Below are 15,857 nucleotides of genomic sequence, written 5' to 3'. Positions count from 1 at the left end.
CTCGCTCCTTCAAAGAAAGATCAACAGATTGCGGCCCACCACCGAGCGCTCGTCAAAATCCACCCAACGCTGCACCAGGCGCAGGGTCCCGGCCGGGCAGCGGCGCACAATGTCCTCGCGGCAATAGACGAATTGATCCACTTCGTAGGTGCGGCGGCTGCGCTGGGTCAGGCAGTTGGACCGCACCGCATATTCCTCGCGATCAGCGCCCCCGAGCTTGAAGGTTTCGATATTGGTCACCAGCCGGCGATAGCGCTCCGGTGGGTCCACCCGCCATTGCATGCCGCCGTGAAACTGATCGACGCGCGCCTTGAGGAAGGTGAAGTCGTCGTCGTAAAGAAACACCTCCGGCGCGGCCTGGTAGCGCCGCTCCTTGCGGAAGCGCAGCTCGCGGCTGGTGACCACGTAGCGGATCGTCGGATCGACAATCTGGTCCAGCCAGTCGGACAGGCGTTCGGTGTCGAGCAGGCGTGCCTCGCGGTGGAGCAGCTTCTCGACCTCCCTGGAAACCGCTTCCGACGCATAGTCCTCGAGCTGGGAGAAGTCCTGGCGCGGAGCGCTGGTGTTGTTGGTTGCGACAGCAGCATTGACCATGGATGCGCGCTCCTTATGCCGCGGCCTGGGCGGGAACCATCGCTTCCCCGGCCGGGTCCGGGTCCAAGCCGGATCCGGCCTCGATCAGCTGACGCTTCCAGGTGCTGTCCTGCACCGGCATCTCGGCCCAGGACTTGGCGCGCATGGTTTCTTCGTAGAAGCGGAAGTAGCCGCGATAGGAAGTCTCGCCTATGGCGGACTCGCCCACCACGCCCGGCAGCTCGGGATCTTCGCGATCGCCACCGATGCCCATCTGCGCATTCATGAACCCCTGCCGCGTCATGTGGCCGCGCGACAACTGCGATTCGGATTCCATGTTGTCGTTGTCGTCGGCCTCCCAGTAGCCGGCGACGCCAAAGGTGCGGTGCAGGGAGTTGGCGATACGCTGTTTGAGGTCCTGCGGCATGTCCTTTTCGACGATGGCCCAGGTGAAGCATTCGGTGCGGTCCGGCGCATGTGGATGCCACACCTTGAACAGGCTGGACCCCCACAGGTAGGTGTTGTTGGGAAACACCGAGCCGTTGATGTGCGAGCCGTAGTAGCGCGTGCGTAACGCGCCGTAGGCCTTTTCCATCGCCGGCCGCTTCTTTGCCTGCCAGGCCAGGATCTCCTGTGCCAGCGGGGTGTCGTGCGCACCGGGATTGACGTCGTACAGAATTCCAAGACCGTGACCGTAGCGCGTGGCCACCTGCAGACCGGCGCCGGCGGGCGGCAGCATCGCGTTGCCCGACATCGGCGCCAGCATGCTTCCCCCGGCCTTGAGTGCCGCGGCGTGGGTCCAGCCCACGTGATACGCGTCGCCAACGAAGTTTTCGCTCGGCGCCTTCCAGTTGCAATGCACCATCGAGCGCGCCGGCGGGCCGACCAGCTCGGCACCGCCGTTGGCTTCCATCCAGATGTCCAGGTAGAAGCGCGCCTCGCCCAGGTAGTCGAGCAGGCTCGGCGCCTGCGCATCGAAGTTGCCGTAGACGAAGCCGTGATAGCTGGTGACCTGCGCCACCTCGCGCAAGCCGTGCGTGCGCTTGTCGAGGCGTCCGCGGTACAGCTCTTTTTCGAACGGCATCGACTGCAGCGCGCCGTCGGTGCCGTAGGACCAGCCGTGGTAATTGCACACGAAGCCGCGCGCATTGCCGGCCTCCACCGGGCACACCCGTGCGCCGCGATGCCGGCAGACATTGAGAAACGCCTTGATGCCGCCATCCTGCTGGCGGACCACGATCACCTCGTCCTGGCCCATGCGCGTGGTGATGAAGTCGCCCTTGTTGGGGATCATGCATTCGTGGGTAAGGAACAGCCAGGTACGCGCAAAGATGCGCTCCATCTCCAGGTCGAATACATCGCGGTCGTGGTAGATGCGCGCGCTTTGCAGCCCGCGGGGGACGTCGATCAACAGGCTCATGGTTTGTTTTCTCCGTAGCTCATGGCTGAGAGGTGCTCCTCCAAAAAATCCAGGCGGTCGTTGCCCCACCACATGTGTTCGCCGACCATCATCGTGGGCGCGCCGAACACACCGCGGGCATGCGCCGCGTGCTGGTCCTGCTCGTAGCGCTCGCGCGCCGCGGCCGACTGTATGAATCCGAAAAAGTCGTCTGGATTCCAATTCATGTCGCGAGCCACACCGGCAATCAGCGACGGGTCGCTCATGTCGCCGCCCAGGCCCCAGACCGGGTGCCAGGCGCTGCGCACGTAGGCTTCGGCCTGACCACGATCCAGCGCGTAGTAGAGGCCGATGTTCAAAGACTCCGACTGCAGCGACTTGGGGAACTGTATCGGCAGGTCGTAGCGTTGGGCCCAGCGCTGCATATCGGTCTTCAGATAGCGCAGTTTGATCGGGATGCTGACGTTGGGCGGCGCGGTATTGCCGGCGGCCCGTTTGGCGGCAGGAAGATCGATCACGCGATAGGCCAGTTCGCAGCCGTACTTGCGCGCCATACCGGGCAGACGCGAATGCGCGAGGTAGGCGAACGGGCTCATGAAGTCGAAATAGAAGTCGAGCGTGGTCACGGGCTTCTGCCTTGAGCACTAGCGGTGCCGGCGGCCTGGCCCAGCTCGGCGTGCAGCGCCGCCCACCGCCGGCCGGACTCGCGCGCACCTTCCAGATAGGGCTCGGGCACCAGGGTGTAGGGTGGCCGGCAGGGGCCGGCCTTCATCCAGCCAGCGGCGTCCATGCGCGCCTTTTCCAGACCGATGTTGTAGACGGAGAATTCCTTGAACGAGCCCAACGGGAACAAGGTCTGGTAGGTGCGCCCGATGGCGTCGCCCAGGCGCTTGGCCTCGGTCCAATCCCCGCTGCGCTTGGCAGCGGCAACCGCGTCGCGTAGCGCGATCACCGGCTGCGGACCGCACACGGCGCCGCTGGTCCAGAACGCGGTGCAGGACTCCGGATCGATGCGCGCGGCGGCGTAGTAATCGACATCGATCGGGAAGAAGCGAATCCTGCCGCGGGTGAGCCTCAGGTCCGGCACCAGGGCGCCAATCCCCAGATACTTGGCGCAGATCACCTGCGGTATATCCGCGACCTGCGCCCAGAACGGGCGTGGGAATTCGAACTTGAACGCCTCGTGGTTGGCGTAGACGCAGATCGCGGTATCCGGGCAGGCCTCGGCAAGATCGCGATAGAACTGCACCGCGGTCGGTACGTCCGGTGCACACCACATCGGCGGGCCCAGCATCACGCCGTCCACGCCCAGCTCGGCCGCCTCGCGGGTCTGGCGGACGCTCTCGCGGGTGGACAGCGAACTGGTGCCGCCGAAGACCGGCACGCGACCGCGCGCGGCCTCCACCAGTACACGCATGAAGTCGCGCTTCTCGTCCCAGGTCAGGGTGGCGCATTCGCCCAGCGACCCCAGCGACAGAATGCCGTTGATGCCGGCGGCGATCAGTTGCTCCACCACCCGCGCGGCCTCGTCCAGGTCCACCGTGTCCTGCGCGCGCCAGTCCGAGGCATTGGATTTCGACGGGGTGGGCACGATGGCCCAGGCACCCTGCACATCGTCCACGCTCAATCGTTGTTTGCGCACGTCAGACCTCGAATGCTTCGATGATGATGCTTCGCGGAACGGGAGATTCTGGTGCTCCGGTTTCCGCCCTCGAATCGGCCCTGCGATGCCAGCGAGAATCAACGACCGCACGTTATTCGTGAACCGGGCACATGGAATAAATGCCATCAGCGCGGTGAATTCGATACAGGGGAGGTGGCTTCGCGGGCACCAGTTGACTCGAACCCTGGGTGCTGGCCGCGGATTCCACGGATGACACCGATTGAGAATCGGCGACTTGCCAGCACCGATCACGTCACCTGATCGGTGAAGCAAGGATGCTCAGCAGGGGGGCCCAGCCGGCCGGATTCAGGCTGCGTCGGCTTCGCCGAAGAAGTCCAGCAGCAGACGGTTGAAGCGGTCGGCGTGCTCGATCTGCGTCCAATGCCCACAGCGGCCGAAGACGTGCATCTGCGCACGCGGCAGCAGTTCCATGAACTTGTAGGCGTTGGAGAGCGGGATCACCTGGTCGTCGCGGCCGTGGACGATCAAGGTCTCCACCTCGACCCTGCGGATGTCCTCTTCCGGGCTGGCCATGGCGTCCACCCAGCGCTGGCGGGGCGCCGGAAACATCGCGGCAAACGACTCCTGAAAGCCCGGCCGGATACTGCCCCGGTAGCGCAGCATCGCCAGCTCGTCATTGACCAGGTTGCGGTTGAACGCGAACAGGTCCATCAGCTTGCGCATGTTCTCGAACGAGGGCTCGTAACCCCAGACTGCGTCCAGCGCCGGCGTGATCTGGAAGCGCACGCCCACCGCGCCCATCAGCACCAGCCGCTGCACGCGCTCGGGATGACGGATGGCCAGGGCCAGGCACAGCGCGCCGCCGAAGGAATTGCCCACCACGCGCGCCTTGGCGATTTTCAGCGCGTCCATCACGCCGACGATGTGGGTGACCCAGTTGTCCATCGTGTAGCGGTGCGCCGTCGGTCGCTCGGTGTAGCCGAAGCCGACCATGTCGGGCGCGATCACGCGGTAATGCGGACTCAGCGCCGGCAGACTCAGACGCCAGTTGACGAACGCGCTCACCCCCGGCCCGGAGCCGTGAATCAGCAGCACCGGATCGCCGCTGCCGACGTCGTGGTAATTGGTCTCGATGCCGGCCGCGACCACGCGCTTGCCGATCTCGGGGTTGCTGGCCGCGTCGTTCATGACGAACTTCTCCGATAGTCCCAAATTAACCTGGACAAAGCGTTTCGGCCACGGATTGCGCGGGCTGAGTCCAAAGCGTGTCGCACGCGACTCGAGCGCCTTCTGCATGGTGCAACGAGTCTCGGCAGGTCCTTCGACTTGTCCGTGTTCGTCCGTGTGATCCGTGGTGGGAACGCTTTTTCTGGTTGATGAAACTGCGCGACGACTGCGGCTAGGGCCGCAGCAGCATCTTCATCGCGCCGTCCTTCTTGTGATGGAAGGTGGCAAAAGCCTGGTCGATATCGGCAAGGGCAAAGCGATGGGTGAAATACGCCCCCGGTTCGACGACACCGCGATCCATCAGACGCAGGCCTTCCCACATGAAGGGCTGCACATTGGCAAAGCCGTTCATGTGCAGGCTGATGTTGCGCAGGAACACGTCGGCGAGGTTGAGATTGAAGGTGGCATCGGTGAATACGCCGATGGCCGACACCACGCCGCCGGGGCGCACCAGGTCCAGGCTCATCTGCAGCGATTCGGTATAGCCCACCGCCTCGATCACCTTGTCGAAACCACGACCGCCAGTCTCGGCCAGCGCGCGCTCCTTCCAGCCTTCCTGGGTGATGTCCACCGTGGCGGCGCCCTTGCTGCGGGCGATCTCCAGGCGATAGCCGAGCCCGTCCAGCACCACCATGCGGCCGGGACCGCGCGACAACGCGATGTCCAGCGCCATCATGCCGGTCGGACCGCAGCCCACCAGCGCCACCGTCTCGCCGGGCTGTATGTCGGCGAACTTGTTGGCGATGATCGCAGACGGCAGATTGCACGACAGGGTGACCGCCGCTTCGTCGCTGATCGACGCCGGGATCTTCATCGCATGACCGTCGGCCTGCGGGATCACCAGCGCTTCGGCATGGGTGCCGTTGATGCTGCCGAACGGCACGCCGAATCCGTACACCGCTCTGTTGGTGGTTTCGCAATGCGCGGTCTGGCCCACCTCGCACATGTAGCAGTGTCCGCAGGACACCGAATAACCCATGCTGATGCGGTCCTTGGGCTTGAAGCGGCCGACGCGCTTGCCCACCTGCACCACCTCGCCGATCAGCTCGTGGCCGGTCTGCGACTTGCCCCGTTCCATGATCGGGTCCAGCGCACCGCGATACAGGTGCAGGTCCGAACCGCAGATCGACGTCGCCGTGACCCTGACCAGCATGCCCTGGTCGTCGTCCAGCACCGCATCGGGAATCTGGGCGCAGCGGATGTCGTGCGGTGCGTAGTAGACGGCGGCTTTCATAGGAGGTTTCCCGGGAACTACGAGGATCGAACCCTTGGACGGCTCGCTTTCACAGCCCTGCTGCCAGCGAGCGACGAAAATCGCGGGTGGCCTGCTTGGCGGATTCTGCAGCATCCGTCGCGTCCGGCAGCGCCGCGCAATAGGCGTCGATCGCACGGTCGGCCAGCGGCTCCCATTTGGCCACCCAGCCGCGAATGACCTCGGCGTTGCCTTCCTTTTCGCAGACCATCCGTACCAGCGCGGCCGACCAGCGCCGATGGCGCGTGGCGTCGGTGTTCTGGGCGTCGGTCAGCATGCCGAGCAGGGTGTCCTGGTGATGACGTGCCGCATCGCCGAGACGCCGCAGCACCGCTTCTTCGATTGCCGGTTTGGCGACCAGATTGAGCGCAACGAAACACTCCGCCCAGTCGTAGGCCACCAGCACCTTCTCCATCAATTCGCGGAAGCCCTGCCAGGCCGGGTCGTCCTCCCAGTAGCCGCGTTCGGCCGTCCCGAAGCCCTTGTCCGGAAACATCGCCGACAGTTCCTTGGCGCGGTACGCCGCATGGCTGAGCCAGCGAAAGGCGTCCATGCCCTGGAATGCGGCTGCGATGGAAATGGTGCTGGCCGGTCCCATCTGCGCCAGATAGGCCGAGGCCATCTGCACGGTGTGAAACAGATAGCGCGCAGGGGTATGCAGGCGCACCAGCGAGCCCGCCCACTGCGGACTCAGCGCCTTGTCGTGTTCGCGCTCGTTGAACTGGTTGAACAGGCCGTAGACGTAGGTCTCCTGGCCATCCTGGAGCAGGCAGTAGGTGCGGTAGATCAGCTCGTCCGGATCGCGGAACGCGTTCCAGTCGTCATGCCTGAGCGGACTGTTGTCGCGGTGCTTGATGTACCAGCGATTCATGAACAGCTCGGGGTCGAGCTCGTACGGTGCGGCCGAACCCGGGCGCGTGCTGTAGTGCAGATTGACCGAGACCACTTCGTACTCGCTCGGCTTGCGGCGGCGCCCGGCGAGATGACTCCAGGTCTTTAGCGGCTTCAGCACCTCGATGTTTTCGCTCATCTGCTGTCCTTCTCTGATTACAGTTTCAAGTCAAAATAGAATCGCACCTGCTCTGCGCTGTTCTCGATTCTTCCGGCGAAGGAGCTGAGGTCGACTTCCAGCTCGCTCATGTGGAAAGGCTTACCGAGCATTTCCTCGATGGTGGCGCGACGCAGGATCAATTCGCCTTCGGTGGACACGCGCACGTAGGCGAGCTTGTCATCCACGCTGATGACCCTGTCCGGGTTGTCCACTTCCGCAGCCTCGATCACCGCGCGCGCAAGCGCACCCTGGCGCAGCACGGGGCCGACACGGTTGTTGAGATGCGCCGAGTTGATGTTGTTGGGTGATTCGCTCATGAATTCTGGTTTCCCGTGGCAGCAAGAACGACAGGGAGGGCTACTGCGAGTACAGCGGTTTGACGCCTTCCACCTCGACCAGCAATTCGCCGTTCTCGACCTTGATCGGGTATCGGGCGAGTTGCGAGTGGTCGGGGTTGACGCCCTTGCCGCTGCAGGCGTCGAACGTCCACTGATGGGCGCGACAGGTGATGACCTTGCCATCCAGTTTGCCTTCGACCAGCGGGATGTCCTGATGCGGACACTGGCCCTGGTAGGCACAGGGCTCACCGCCCTCGGGCCACACCACCAGCACTTCCTCACCGTCGACCTCGAAGGCCTCCATCTCGCCTTCCCACAAGTCGTCGAGCTTGCACACTGCCTTGAATGTCATCGCAGGCGCCTCAGTGCGCAGGTCCGCGCACGCTGCTCGGCGAGCCTTCCCAGAAAATCTCGACGCACTCCATCGGTCGCAGACCGGCGGCGCCTACCTTCAGATCGCGCGGGAACGGTTCGTCGGAACCCTGGCGGCGCACCCGCAGCACGCCGGGGCGGGCTTTGACGCGGCGTCCCACGGAATGCACGGCGGCCGCAGCCGCCAGCTCGTCCATGCTGTTGTCGGTATCGACCGCCACAAGCTGCAGGACAAAATCTTCCTGAAAGTTTGTCGTCAGTGGAAACAAAGCCATCTGTTGCTCCTCATCCAAGATTCTTTTTTTTGAGTTCGCGGGCACCGTTACCGGTGCCCGCGAACGTGTCGATCCGCCAAGTCGGTCCTGCTCAGCCAGCCTTGCGCAGCCGCTCGGCGCGGATGTCTTCCACCCATGAGAACTTCAGCGCATCGTCGCCCATCTCGCCCGGGGCCAGGCCCATGTACTTGAGCGTGCCGCCCAGATCCGGTGGCTGGATATGTCCGGCCAGGAAGCGATCGACCAGCGACAGATGACCCTTGTAGCGATCCGGTTCCTGCTCGAACACCCAGCGGCAGCCTTTCGAACAGAAGTGGTAGTCACGATCCTCGTGGGTCAGCGGGAAGTCGCGCACCTTCCACGCCGGACCCGGCGTGTAGTTGATCGGCAACTGGCACATGTTGCAGACCACCGGCAGGGTCAGCGGCAGGGTCTGTTCCATCTTGTTGTCGAGGGCGCTTTCGGTGATGACGTCCCAGCAGTGACCCCAGGTGTCGTTCCAGCCCGGATACTTTTCTTCGAGCCAGGCGCGCTCTGCGGTGGAAACGCCGGCGGCCGGGTTCCACCACACGGTCGGGCGCCAGAACCACACGCCCAGGTGCATGCCGTGGTGCTGGCAGTCGATCTCTTCGAGCATGTCGTCCCAGAACCAGGGCTTGTCCAGACCGAGTTCGAGCAATGAGCGCTCGAACTGGGTGACGATCCACTCCTGCATGAACTCCTTGAACGACTGCTTGCGGTGTTCCAGCGGCGTGTAGTAATCCATCACCGGCCCGGTGAGGATCGCGAACAGCTTCCAGGCGCGCCAGATGGAGATGTCGACCAACTTCTGCGCCTCGTCCTTCTTGCCGTTCTTGACCAGGATGCTGACCAGCGGACCGCCGATCTGCGCATGGCGCGACTCGTCGGTCTGGATGCTCGAGATCAGGCTGGAGAAGGTCCAGTCGCCGGCTTCCGCGGCGTCGGCTGCCAGACCCAGAAACTGCATGTTGGTGAAGCCGGTTTCGAACGCGAAGGTCAGCATCAGCGCCACGCCGGTCGCGCCGCGCGTGACCATCATGTCGTCGAAGAAGTGACGCGCCGCAATCATCGCCCATTCATTGGTGTCGTAGGCCTTGAACGCCCAGTCGAACTGGCGATCCTTGGACACGTACTGGTGCGGGAAGAACAACTGCAACTGGCTGTGGCGGATCTCGTCCATCATTCCGAACGTGGCCATGTTGCGCATGCCCGGCGCGCGGCCGAAGCGCACCATGCGGCCCTCGGCACCGGAGGCCGAATACTCGCCACGGGCGATCGCGCCGAAGTGAGACTTGAGCACGGACAGCCAACCCGGCGCGGCGTTTTCGAACATCTTGCTGCGCTCCAGCGCCGCCTTCACCGAGTAGGCGCCCGCGTCTTTCTCGCGCTGGACCTTCACGTATTCGGGATAGGTGGTCTTGTACGGTTCGTCGTATTCCTCGAAGGCTTCGACAGGGATGCCGAACGCGCTGCTCAGCTCCTCGGGAAACAGCTCCGACTCAGCGACGTACTTCGGGGTCCAGTTGGTGGTGCGCGCAATCTCGTACCAGTCCAATCGTCCTAGATTTGCCATGAGAATCTCTCCTTTGATGCCAGTCCAAACATCGAAAACGTCCGGGCCGTGACCCACACGCCTACTGCGAATCCGTTGCCACGCTCAACTCACCGCCAATGCCACCGCGCTGGTCATCAGACGAAGCGCAGCGATACGCTGCCCAAGCCCTGCATGCGCAGGTTCACGTGATCGCCTGGCGCCACCGCCACCGCCTCGGTGATGCCGCCGGACAGGATCAGGGTTCCCGCCGGAATCTCCTGTCCGCGCGCACCCAGATGATTGGCCAGCATCGCCACCGCCGCTGCCGGATGACCCAGTACCGCCGCGCCCGCACCGAAAGCGACCGGGACGCCATTTTTTTCCAGCACCACGCCCACGGTGCGCAGATCGACTTCCGAAGGCGGCTGGATGCGGCCGCCGACCACATAGCGCGAGGCCGAGGTGTTGTCGGCAATCACGCTCTTGAGATCGAACTTGAAGTCGCGGTAGCGCGAGTCGATCACCTCGATGCCCGGCATGATGAAATCGGTCGCCGCCAGCACCGCACCGATATGGCAGCCCGGGCCTGTGAGCGCGGCCTTGGTGACGAACACGATCTCCGGTTCCACTTTGGGGTGGATCAGCTCCGCGCACTTCACTTCGGCGCCTTCCGACACCGTGAAGTAATCCGCCAGATAGCCGAACACCGGCGCGGTCACGCCCATCTGCTTCATCTTGGCGTGTGAGGTCAGCCCGGCCTTGAGTCCGACGATGCGATGGCCGCGCGCGATCTTGCGCTGGCGCACGGCGTCCTGGATCGCGTAGGCGTCGTCCCAGTCCATGTCGGGATGATCGTCGGTGATCTTGTGCGTATCGCGCGCCTCCAGTTCGCAGTGCTCCAGATGCGCGGCGAGTTTGGCGATGGTGTCGCGGTCGAGTTTCATGAGTCAGACGGCCTTCGAGGGCTGTGCGGCGCCGGCATGCTCGCGCCTCGGGGAGACGGCGGAATGCCCAGTCACCAACTCGCCCAACAATTTGTTCATGGCAGTTCTCATGGCTCAGACGAAGCGCACCGAGCAGCCGCCAATGCCGCCCAGAGTCATGCGGAATGCGTCACCGGCCGCGATGGGGAACATGGCCGCCAGCGATCCGGACAGCACCACTTCGCCGGCCTTGAGGGGGATGTCCAACTTGCCCAGGGTATTGGCCAGCCACACGATGGCGTTGACCGGCGAACCCAGGGTGGCGGCGCCGGCACCGGTGCCGACGATCTCGCCGTTCTTTTCCACCACCATGCCGCAGGTCACCAGATCCACTTTGCGGGGATCGACCAGGCGATCACCGAACACCATCACGCCGCAGGAGGCATTGTCGGCCACGGTGTCCTGGATCTTGATCTTCCAGTCGCGGATACGTGAGTCAACGATCTCGAAACAGGCCATCACGCCTTCGGTGGCGGCCAGCACGTCGGCGGCGGTGACGCCGGGACCTTGCAGGTCACGCTTCATCACGAAGGCGATCTCGCCCTCGGCCTTGGGCTGGATCAGGCGCTTTAGCTCGATGGCCTCGCCCTCGCCGTAGACCATGTCGTCGAGCAGATACCCGAAGTCGGGCTGGTTGACGCCGAGCATGTTCATCACCGCGCCGCTGGTGACGCCGATCTTCTTGCCAACCACCCGCGCACCCTTGTCGATGCGCATCGCCACCATGCGCTGCTGCACGTGGTAGGCGTCTTCGATACTGATGTCGGGATGGCGGCTGGTGAGCGGTTCCAGCACCTCGCGCGACACGAGTGCCCGGTAGAGTTCTTCGCCAAGACGGTTGATCAGGGTCTTGTCCATTACTTTCTTCTCAAGCACAGCAGCCACCCTGGACCTGCATTGATGGGCACTTGACGGTGCCGTACGAACAGAACACGCAGCAGTGCCCTGCAGCGGGCTTCAAAACACGCTTGCAGCCAACGCACTCGTAGAAGAACTGACAGCAATTCGTAGGCATGACTTCCAGCCGCGACAATCCGCACTCCGGACAGGTAATCACCGACTCGAGCACCGCATGAGCCCCATGATCGACATCGGCCGGAGTCGTGTTGGAGGGAGTCGGCATGGAGTGCGTTTCAGAGCTTCACGCAGATGTTCTTGAGCTCGGTATAGAACTCAAGCGAATGCACGCCGCCTTCGCGGCCGATGCCGGACTGCTTGGCGCCGCCGAAGGGCGTACGCAGATCGCGCAGGAACCAGCTGTTGACCCACACCAGCCCCACTTCCATCGCCGCCGAAACCCGGTGCGCACGAGCGACCTCGCGGGTCCACACCGAGCAGGCCAGGCCGTAGGGATTGTGGTTGGCGCGGCGGATCACTTCGTCTTCGTCGTCGAACGGCATGATCAGCGCACAGGGCCCGAAGATTTCTTCGCGCGCCACGGTGGAATCATCCCCCAGGCCGGTCCAGACGGTGGGCTGCACCCAGGCGCCTTCGGCCAGCCCGCCGCTCATGCTGGGCACGCCGCCGCCGGTAACCACGGTGGCACCCTCGTCCTTCGCCTTGGCGTAGTAGCCCAGCACTTTCTGGCGATGCTCCTGCGAAATCAGCGGCCCCATGTGGGTGGATGCTTCTTCGGGACGACCCAGGGTCATCGCCTCGGCGCCGGCCTTGAGCGCGTCCACGAAACGCTCGAACAGGGGCCGTTCCACATAGACCCGCTCGGTGCCCAGGCAGACCTGGCCGCAGTTGGCGAAACAGGAACGCAGGGTGCCTTCGATGGCGGCGTCGAAATCGCAATCGGCGAATACGATGGCGGCGTTCTTGCCCCCCATCTCCAGCGACACCGGTCGCGCGCCGGTGGCCGCCGCCTTCATGATGATTTCGCCGGTGCGCGTCTCGCCGGTGAAGGTGATGGCATTGACATCGCGGTGCGAGGTGACGAACTCGCCCGCCGAATTGGGACCAAAACCATGCACGACGTTGTAGACACCCTTGGGCATGCCGACGGTGTTCATGACCTCGCCCAGCAGGGTCGCGGTTTGCGGAGTTTCCTCGGAAGGCTTGACCACCACGGTGTTGCCGCAGGCCAGAGCCGGTCCGACTTTCCAGGTCATCAGCAGCAGCGGCAGATTCCACGGGCAGATCACGCCGACCACGCCCACCGGACGCCGGATCGCGTAGTTGAGCGCGCCGCGTCCGTCCGGCGTCGCCATCTCGAAGAACTCGGTCGGCACGTTCTTGATGACGTCCGCAAAGATCTTGAAATTGGCGGCACCACGCGGGATGTCGATGTGCCGTGCCAGGCTGTAAGGCTTGCCGGTGTCGGCACACTCCGCCTCCAGGAATTCGTCGAAGCGCCGGTTGATCTCGTTGGCCACCGCGTACAGCAGATCCACGCGATCATTCACCGCCAGCTTGCCCCAGGGCCCGTGCAGCGCGGCGCGCGCCGCTGCCACCGCGGCGTCGACCTCGGTCTTGCCGGCCTCGTGCACGCGGCCCAGCACCGTGTTGTCCAGCGGCGAGCGCTTGTCGAAGGTCTTGCCGGTAGCGACGAACGCGCCATCGATGAAATTGCGGATGTCTTTCATGGGCGCTTCGAGCTCGGACCTTGGATGGCGACGTCGTCACCCCTCGCCCACTCAGCGATCCTCGCGGCGCTGGCCGCAGCATTCTGGATGACGATCTGCTGCAGCGATGTGGTGGAGGGCTTGGACATTCGGTTCGACTCGCGAGCGTGGGCGGATCAGGTGTAGACGCCGGTAAAGGATTCGGGCAACACGCCGGTGTGGTAGAAAATTCCACGGCCGATGGTGTCCTCGGTCCAGGTGATGACTGGCCGATCCGGCTGCGCCATGTAGCCCAGGCCGGCGAAGGTCTCGTTGCGGTTGCCGCTGGGGTCGAAGAAGTAGATGGTCTCGCCGCGGGTAATGCCGTGCCGGGTTGGCGCCACGTCGATACGCACCTTGTTCTTGGCCATGATGTCGCCGGCCTTGAGGATGTCGTGCCAGCTGTCCAGGAAGAACGACACGTGGTGCATGCCCGGACGCGGTCCGCCGACGAAGGCGATGTCGTGCGGGGTGCTGGTGCGGAACATGAAGGCGGCCGCCTGGATGTTGGCATCCGGCCCCACCATCGCCTGCTCGCCCAAATGAAAGTCCAGCACCTCGGTCATGAACTTGCAGTTGTCGGCGACATGGTTGACGCCGTTCGGCGGGTCCAGGGTGCACATCAGCAAGGTGTGATCCAGCCAGTGCGCACCGGCGCCCTTCTTGTCGTCTGGCCAGGGATCGGGGTTGGTGGAGCCCACGTCGGTGCCCACGCATTCCTTCTTGGCGTAGAGCCGGAATTCATGCGAACTGGGCAGATTGAACTTGAGTATGCGACCGACGAAGGGCATGGCGCCTTCGGGCAGCATCTCGGTGGCGATACCGTAGGCCTCCACGCGCTCCTTGAAGCTGTCGAGGTCGGCGTCCTTCTCCACCTTGTAGGCGACGTGATTCATGCCGGCCTGGTCGGCCAGCGTGAGGATGATGGAGTACTTGTCCCACTCGTCCCAGCACTTCAGGTAGACGTTGCCGTCGGCATCGGTGTGCACGGTCTTCATGCCGATGACGTTCTCGTAGTGCTTGAGCGATGCCGCCATATCCATGACGCGGATGCTGGCGTGGCCGATTCTCATGACACCCATGGGGTCCTCCTCCTGATGTGCTGCTGTGGGGCTTCGTTTGACGGTTCAGTCCGGCTTGCCGCTCAGCCCGAACTGCTGGAGAAATCCGCGTTGCATCTTGCCGATCACTTCCACCTCGATGTCGCAGCGCGGAATCGCGCGACAGGCCAGGGTGACGCCGCTGCATTCCTCTTCCACGCTGACGTGGGCGCGGCTGATCGCACCGGCCTTGTCGCAGGTGCCGCCGTGGATGCGCACCTTGCACACCCCGCAGCCGCCGTTGACGCAACCCACCGGGATGCCTTTGCGGCCGAGGCGCAACATGCCCTGCAGCAGGGTTTCGTCGCCCTGGCAGGAAAAGCACTCGCCGGTCTGGCGCACACTGACCTGCCGTGTCTTTCGATCTTGCTCAGCGATGGCTCGGGTTCCGTCCGGCATGAGGAGAGCGCCGCTCAAATTTTCTTGAACAGCGGGCTGCGTGCCTGCTGCGTGTCGGCGGCGGAAATGAATTTTTCGACGTAGATGTCGCGTTCGAACAGGCGGCCTTGCATCAGGGTGCTGATACAGGCGTCGATCATCAGCGGCGGTCCGCACAGGTAGGCCTTGTATCCGCGAAAGTCGTTATCGAAGTGCGCCTTGGCCGCCTCGTGCACGAAGCCGCGAAAGCCTTGCCAGTCGCTATCTTCGGGCTCCGACGACAAGGCCGGGACGTAGGTGAAGTTCGCCCGCTCGGCGGCGTGTTGCAGAAACCGGTCGTGGTAATACAGCTCGGCGCGCACACGCTGACCGTAAACCAGGGTGATCGGCAGTTCGCAGCCCTGTTCCAGCAGGTCGAGAATCATCGACTGCGGACTCGACAGCCCCGAGCCTCCGGCCATGAAGATCATCGGCGCCTGCGCCGACTTGCGCACGAAGAAGCGCCCGTAAGGCCCGGACACCGACATCGGATCGCCCACCTTGAGCGTGTTGTGCACATAGCCGGTGCCGATGCCGTCGGCGACGATGCGCACGTTGAGCTCGATCTCGCGCGCCGTCGACGGCGGGTTGGCCAGCGAGAACGGCCGTGAGCAGTCGTGGCCCGGAATATGCAGACTGAGGTACTGCCCGGCCTGGAAGTGCAGCGGCTCGTCGAGCTGCAAGAACACGCCGCGGATGGTGGGTGTGAGCTGCTCGATACGCGTCACCGTCCCGCGGAAGTCGCGCACCGGGATCGATTCGGCGTCGGGCTCTTCGTCGATCTCGGCCTCGATGGTGCAGTCGCCCATCAGAGTGGCGCAGCAGGCCAGCGCCTTGCCCTCGTCGCGCTCAAAGTCCATCAACGCAAACGGCGACGCATCGCCGTGCTCGACCTCGCCTTCGATCACCGAAATCTTGCAGGTCGCGCACAAGCCGTGACAGCAGGCATGCGGCAGGTAGATGCCCTGGCGCAGCGCGGCATCGAGAATCGTCTGGCCGTCCTCAACGTCCAGAGTCGTCCCCAGCGGCTCGATGGTGAGCTGGTAGCTCATGCTGCGTCGATATCCTCCTGTTTCTTCCGGGCT

At 63.9% G+C, this 15,857-nt stretch carries 18 protein-coding genes; all 18 read right to left on the bottom strand.

From position 1 onward, the window contains the following. Positions 1-9: 9 nt before the first annotated feature. Positions 10-594, bottom strand: a complete 585-nt coding sequence (locus ACOOHP_RS20040; RefSeq protein WP_420468244.1) for an aromatic-ring-hydroxylating dioxygenase subunit beta — start codon at positions 592-594, stop codon at positions 10-12. A gap of 13 nt (positions 595-607) precedes the next feature. Next, positions 608-1,993 (bottom strand): aromatic ring-hydroxylating oxygenase subunit alpha, encoded by a 1,386-nt coding sequence (locus ACOOHP_RS20035; protein ID WP_420468243.1) that lies wholly within the window; start codon positions 1,991-1,993, stop codon positions 608-610. Then, positions 1,990-2,598: a 2-hydroxychromene-2-carboxylate isomerase gene (locus ACOOHP_RS20030; protein WP_420468242.1), complete on the bottom strand. Its 609-nt coding sequence runs from the start codon at positions 2,596-2,598 to the stop codon at positions 1,990-1,992. The genes ACOOHP_RS20035 and ACOOHP_RS20030 overlap by 4 nt, the downstream gene beginning before the upstream one ends. Continuing rightward, positions 2,595-3,614, bottom strand: a complete 1,020-nt coding sequence (locus ACOOHP_RS20025; protein WP_420468241.1) for a dihydrodipicolinate synthase family protein — start codon at positions 3,612-3,614, stop codon at positions 2,595-2,597. Before ACOOHP_RS20025 ends, ACOOHP_RS20030 begins: the two co-directional genes overlap by 4 nt. A gap of 327 nt (positions 3,615-3,941) precedes the next feature. Continuing rightward, positions 3,942-4,784: an alpha/beta fold hydrolase gene (locus ACOOHP_RS20020; protein WP_420468240.1), complete on the bottom strand. Its 843-nt coding sequence runs from the start codon at positions 4,782-4,784 to the stop codon at positions 3,942-3,944. Between the two features lie 211 nt (positions 4,785-4,995). Then, on the bottom strand, positions 4,996-6,057 hold the full coding sequence (locus ACOOHP_RS20015; RefSeq protein ID WP_420468239.1) for an alcohol dehydrogenase: 1,062 nt from the start codon (positions 6,055-6,057) through the stop codon (positions 4,996-4,998). A gap of 49 nt (positions 6,058-6,106) precedes the next feature. Then, complete coding sequence (locus tag ACOOHP_RS20010) at positions 6,107-7,105, bottom strand: aromatic/alkene monooxygenase hydroxylase subunit beta (protein ID WP_420468238.1); 999 nt, start codon at positions 7,103-7,105, stop codon at positions 6,107-6,109. A gap of 17 nt (positions 7,106-7,122) precedes the next feature. Beyond that, positions 7,123-7,443: an MmoB/DmpM family protein gene (locus ACOOHP_RS20005; RefSeq protein WP_420468237.1), complete on the bottom strand. Its 321-nt coding sequence runs from the start codon at positions 7,441-7,443 to the stop codon at positions 7,123-7,125. Positions 7,444-7,483: 40 nt separating this feature from the next. Further along, positions 7,484-7,816, bottom strand: a complete 333-nt coding sequence (locus ACOOHP_RS20000; RefSeq protein WP_420468236.1) for a Rieske 2Fe-2S domain-containing protein — start codon at positions 7,814-7,816, stop codon at positions 7,484-7,486. A gap of 10 nt (positions 7,817-7,826) precedes the next feature. After that, the gene (locus ACOOHP_RS19995; protein WP_420468235.1) at positions 7,827-8,111 is read right to left on the bottom strand and encodes a toluene-4-monooxygenase system B family protein; all 285 of its coding nucleotides are present in this window, start codon (positions 8,109-8,111) and stop codon (positions 7,827-7,829) included. Between the two features lie 91 nt (positions 8,112-8,202). Further along, the gene (locus ACOOHP_RS19990) at positions 8,203-9,705 is read right to left on the bottom strand and encodes a toluene monooxygenase (protein ID WP_420468234.1); all 1,503 of its coding nucleotides are present in this window, start codon (positions 9,703-9,705) and stop codon (positions 8,203-8,205) included. Positions 9,706-9,821: 116 nt separating this feature from the next. Then, entirely contained in the window at positions 9,822-10,610 is a 789-nt protein-coding gene (dmpH, locus tag ACOOHP_RS19985; RefSeq protein ID WP_420468233.1) for a 2-oxo-3-hexenedioate decarboxylase, read from the bottom strand. A gap of 114 nt (positions 10,611-10,724) precedes the next feature. Beyond that, positions 10,725-11,507, bottom strand: coding sequence for a 2-oxopent-4-enoate hydratase (gene dmpE, locus ACOOHP_RS19980; RefSeq protein ID WP_420468232.1), 783 nt, complete (start codon positions 11,505-11,507; stop codon positions 10,725-10,727). Positions 11,508-11,517: 10 nt separating this feature from the next. After that, positions 11,518-11,772: a GDCCVxC domain-containing (seleno)protein gene (locus tag ACOOHP_RS19975; RefSeq protein WP_420468231.1), complete on the bottom strand. Its 255-nt coding sequence runs from the start codon at positions 11,770-11,772 to the stop codon at positions 11,518-11,520. A gap of 10 nt (positions 11,773-11,782) precedes the next feature. Further along, positions 11,783-13,237 (bottom strand): 2-hydroxymuconic semialdehyde dehydrogenase, encoded by a 1,455-nt coding sequence (locus ACOOHP_RS19970; protein ID WP_420468230.1) that lies wholly within the window; start codon positions 13,235-13,237, stop codon positions 11,783-11,785. Positions 13,238-13,392: 155 nt separating this feature from the next. Next, positions 13,393-14,337 carry a catechol 2,3-dioxygenase gene (locus ACOOHP_RS19965; protein WP_420468229.1) on the bottom strand — a complete coding sequence of 315 codons (945 nt, stop codon included), beginning with the start codon at positions 14,335-14,337 and terminating at the stop codon, positions 13,393-13,395. Positions 14,338-14,382: 45 nt separating this feature from the next. Then, positions 14,383-14,754 carry a 2Fe-2S iron-sulfur cluster-binding protein gene (locus ACOOHP_RS19960; protein ID WP_420468228.1) on the bottom strand — a complete coding sequence of 124 codons (372 nt, stop codon included), beginning with the start codon at positions 14,752-14,754 and terminating at the stop codon, positions 14,383-14,385. A gap of 14 nt (positions 14,755-14,768) precedes the next feature. After that, a complete protein-coding gene (locus ACOOHP_RS19955) occupies positions 14,769-15,824 on the bottom strand; it encodes an NADH:ubiquinone reductase (Na(+)-transporting) subunit F (RefSeq protein WP_420468227.1) in 1,056 nt (351 codons plus the stop codon). Positions 15,825-15,857 lie beyond the last annotated feature (33 nt).

Source organism: Panacagrimonas sp., from assembly GCF_965216805.1.
Taxonomy (GTDB): domain Bacteria; phylum Pseudomonadota; class Gammaproteobacteria; order Nevskiales; family Nevskiaceae; genus Panacagrimonas.
Note: the sequence above shows the minus strand (reverse complement) of the source record. Positions and strands in the feature narration are given on the sequence as shown.

Coding starts and splice junctions, on each gene's coding strand:
- ACOOHP_RS20040 (WP_420468244.1), bottom strand. CDS start 594: ATGGTCAATGCTGCTGTCGCAACCAACAACACCAGCGCTCCGCGCCAG.
- ACOOHP_RS20035 (WP_420468243.1), bottom strand. CDS start 1,993: ATGAGCCTGTTGATCGACGTCCCCCGCGGGCTGCAAAGCGCGCGCATC.
- ACOOHP_RS20020 (WP_420468240.1), bottom strand. CDS start 4,784: ATGAACGACGCGGCCAGCAACCCCGAGATCGGCAAGCGCGTGGTCGCG.
- ACOOHP_RS20015 (WP_420468239.1), bottom strand. CDS start 6,057: ATGAAAGCCGCCGTCTACTACGCACCGCACGACATCCGCTGCGCCCAG.
- ACOOHP_RS20010 (WP_420468238.1), bottom strand. CDS start 7,105: ATGAGCGAAAACATCGAGGTGCTGAAGCCGCTAAAGACCTGGAGTCAT.
- ACOOHP_RS20005 (WP_420468237.1), bottom strand. CDS start 7,443: ATGAGCGAATCACCCAACAACATCAACTCGGCGCATCTCAACAACCGT.
- ACOOHP_RS20000 (WP_420468236.1), bottom strand. CDS start 7,816: ATGACATTCAAGGCAGTGTGCAAGCTCGACGACTTGTGGGAAGGCGAG.
- ACOOHP_RS19995 (WP_420468235.1), bottom strand. CDS start 8,111: ATGGCTTTGTTTCCACTGACGACAAACTTTCAGGAAGATTTTGTCCTG.
- ACOOHP_RS19990 (WP_420468234.1), bottom strand. CDS start 9,705: ATGGCAAATCTAGGACGATTGGACTGGTACGAGATTGCGCGCACCACC.
- dmpH (WP_420468233.1), bottom strand. CDS start 10,610: ATGAAACTCGACCGCGACACCATCGCCAAACTCGCCGCGCATCTGGAG.
- dmpE (WP_420468232.1), bottom strand. CDS start 11,507: ATGGACAAGACCCTGATCAACCGTCTTGGCGAAGAACTCTACCGGGCA.
- ACOOHP_RS19975 (WP_420468231.1), bottom strand. CDS start 11,772: ATGCCGACTCCCTCCAACACGACTCCGGCCGATGTCGATCATGGGGCT.
- ACOOHP_RS19970 (WP_420468230.1), bottom strand. CDS start 13,237: ATGAAAGACATCCGCAATTTCATCGATGGCGCGTTCGTCGCTACCGGC.
- ACOOHP_RS19965 (WP_420468229.1), bottom strand. CDS start 14,337: ATGGGTGTCATGAGAATCGGCCACGCCAGCATCCGCGTCATGGATATG.
- ACOOHP_RS19960 (WP_420468228.1), bottom strand. CDS start 14,754: ATGCCGGACGGAACCCGAGCCATCGCTGAGCAAGATCGAAAGACACGG.
- ACOOHP_RS19955 (WP_420468227.1), bottom strand. CDS start 15,824: ATGAGCTACCAGCTCACCATCGAGCCGCTGGGGACGACTCTGGACGTT.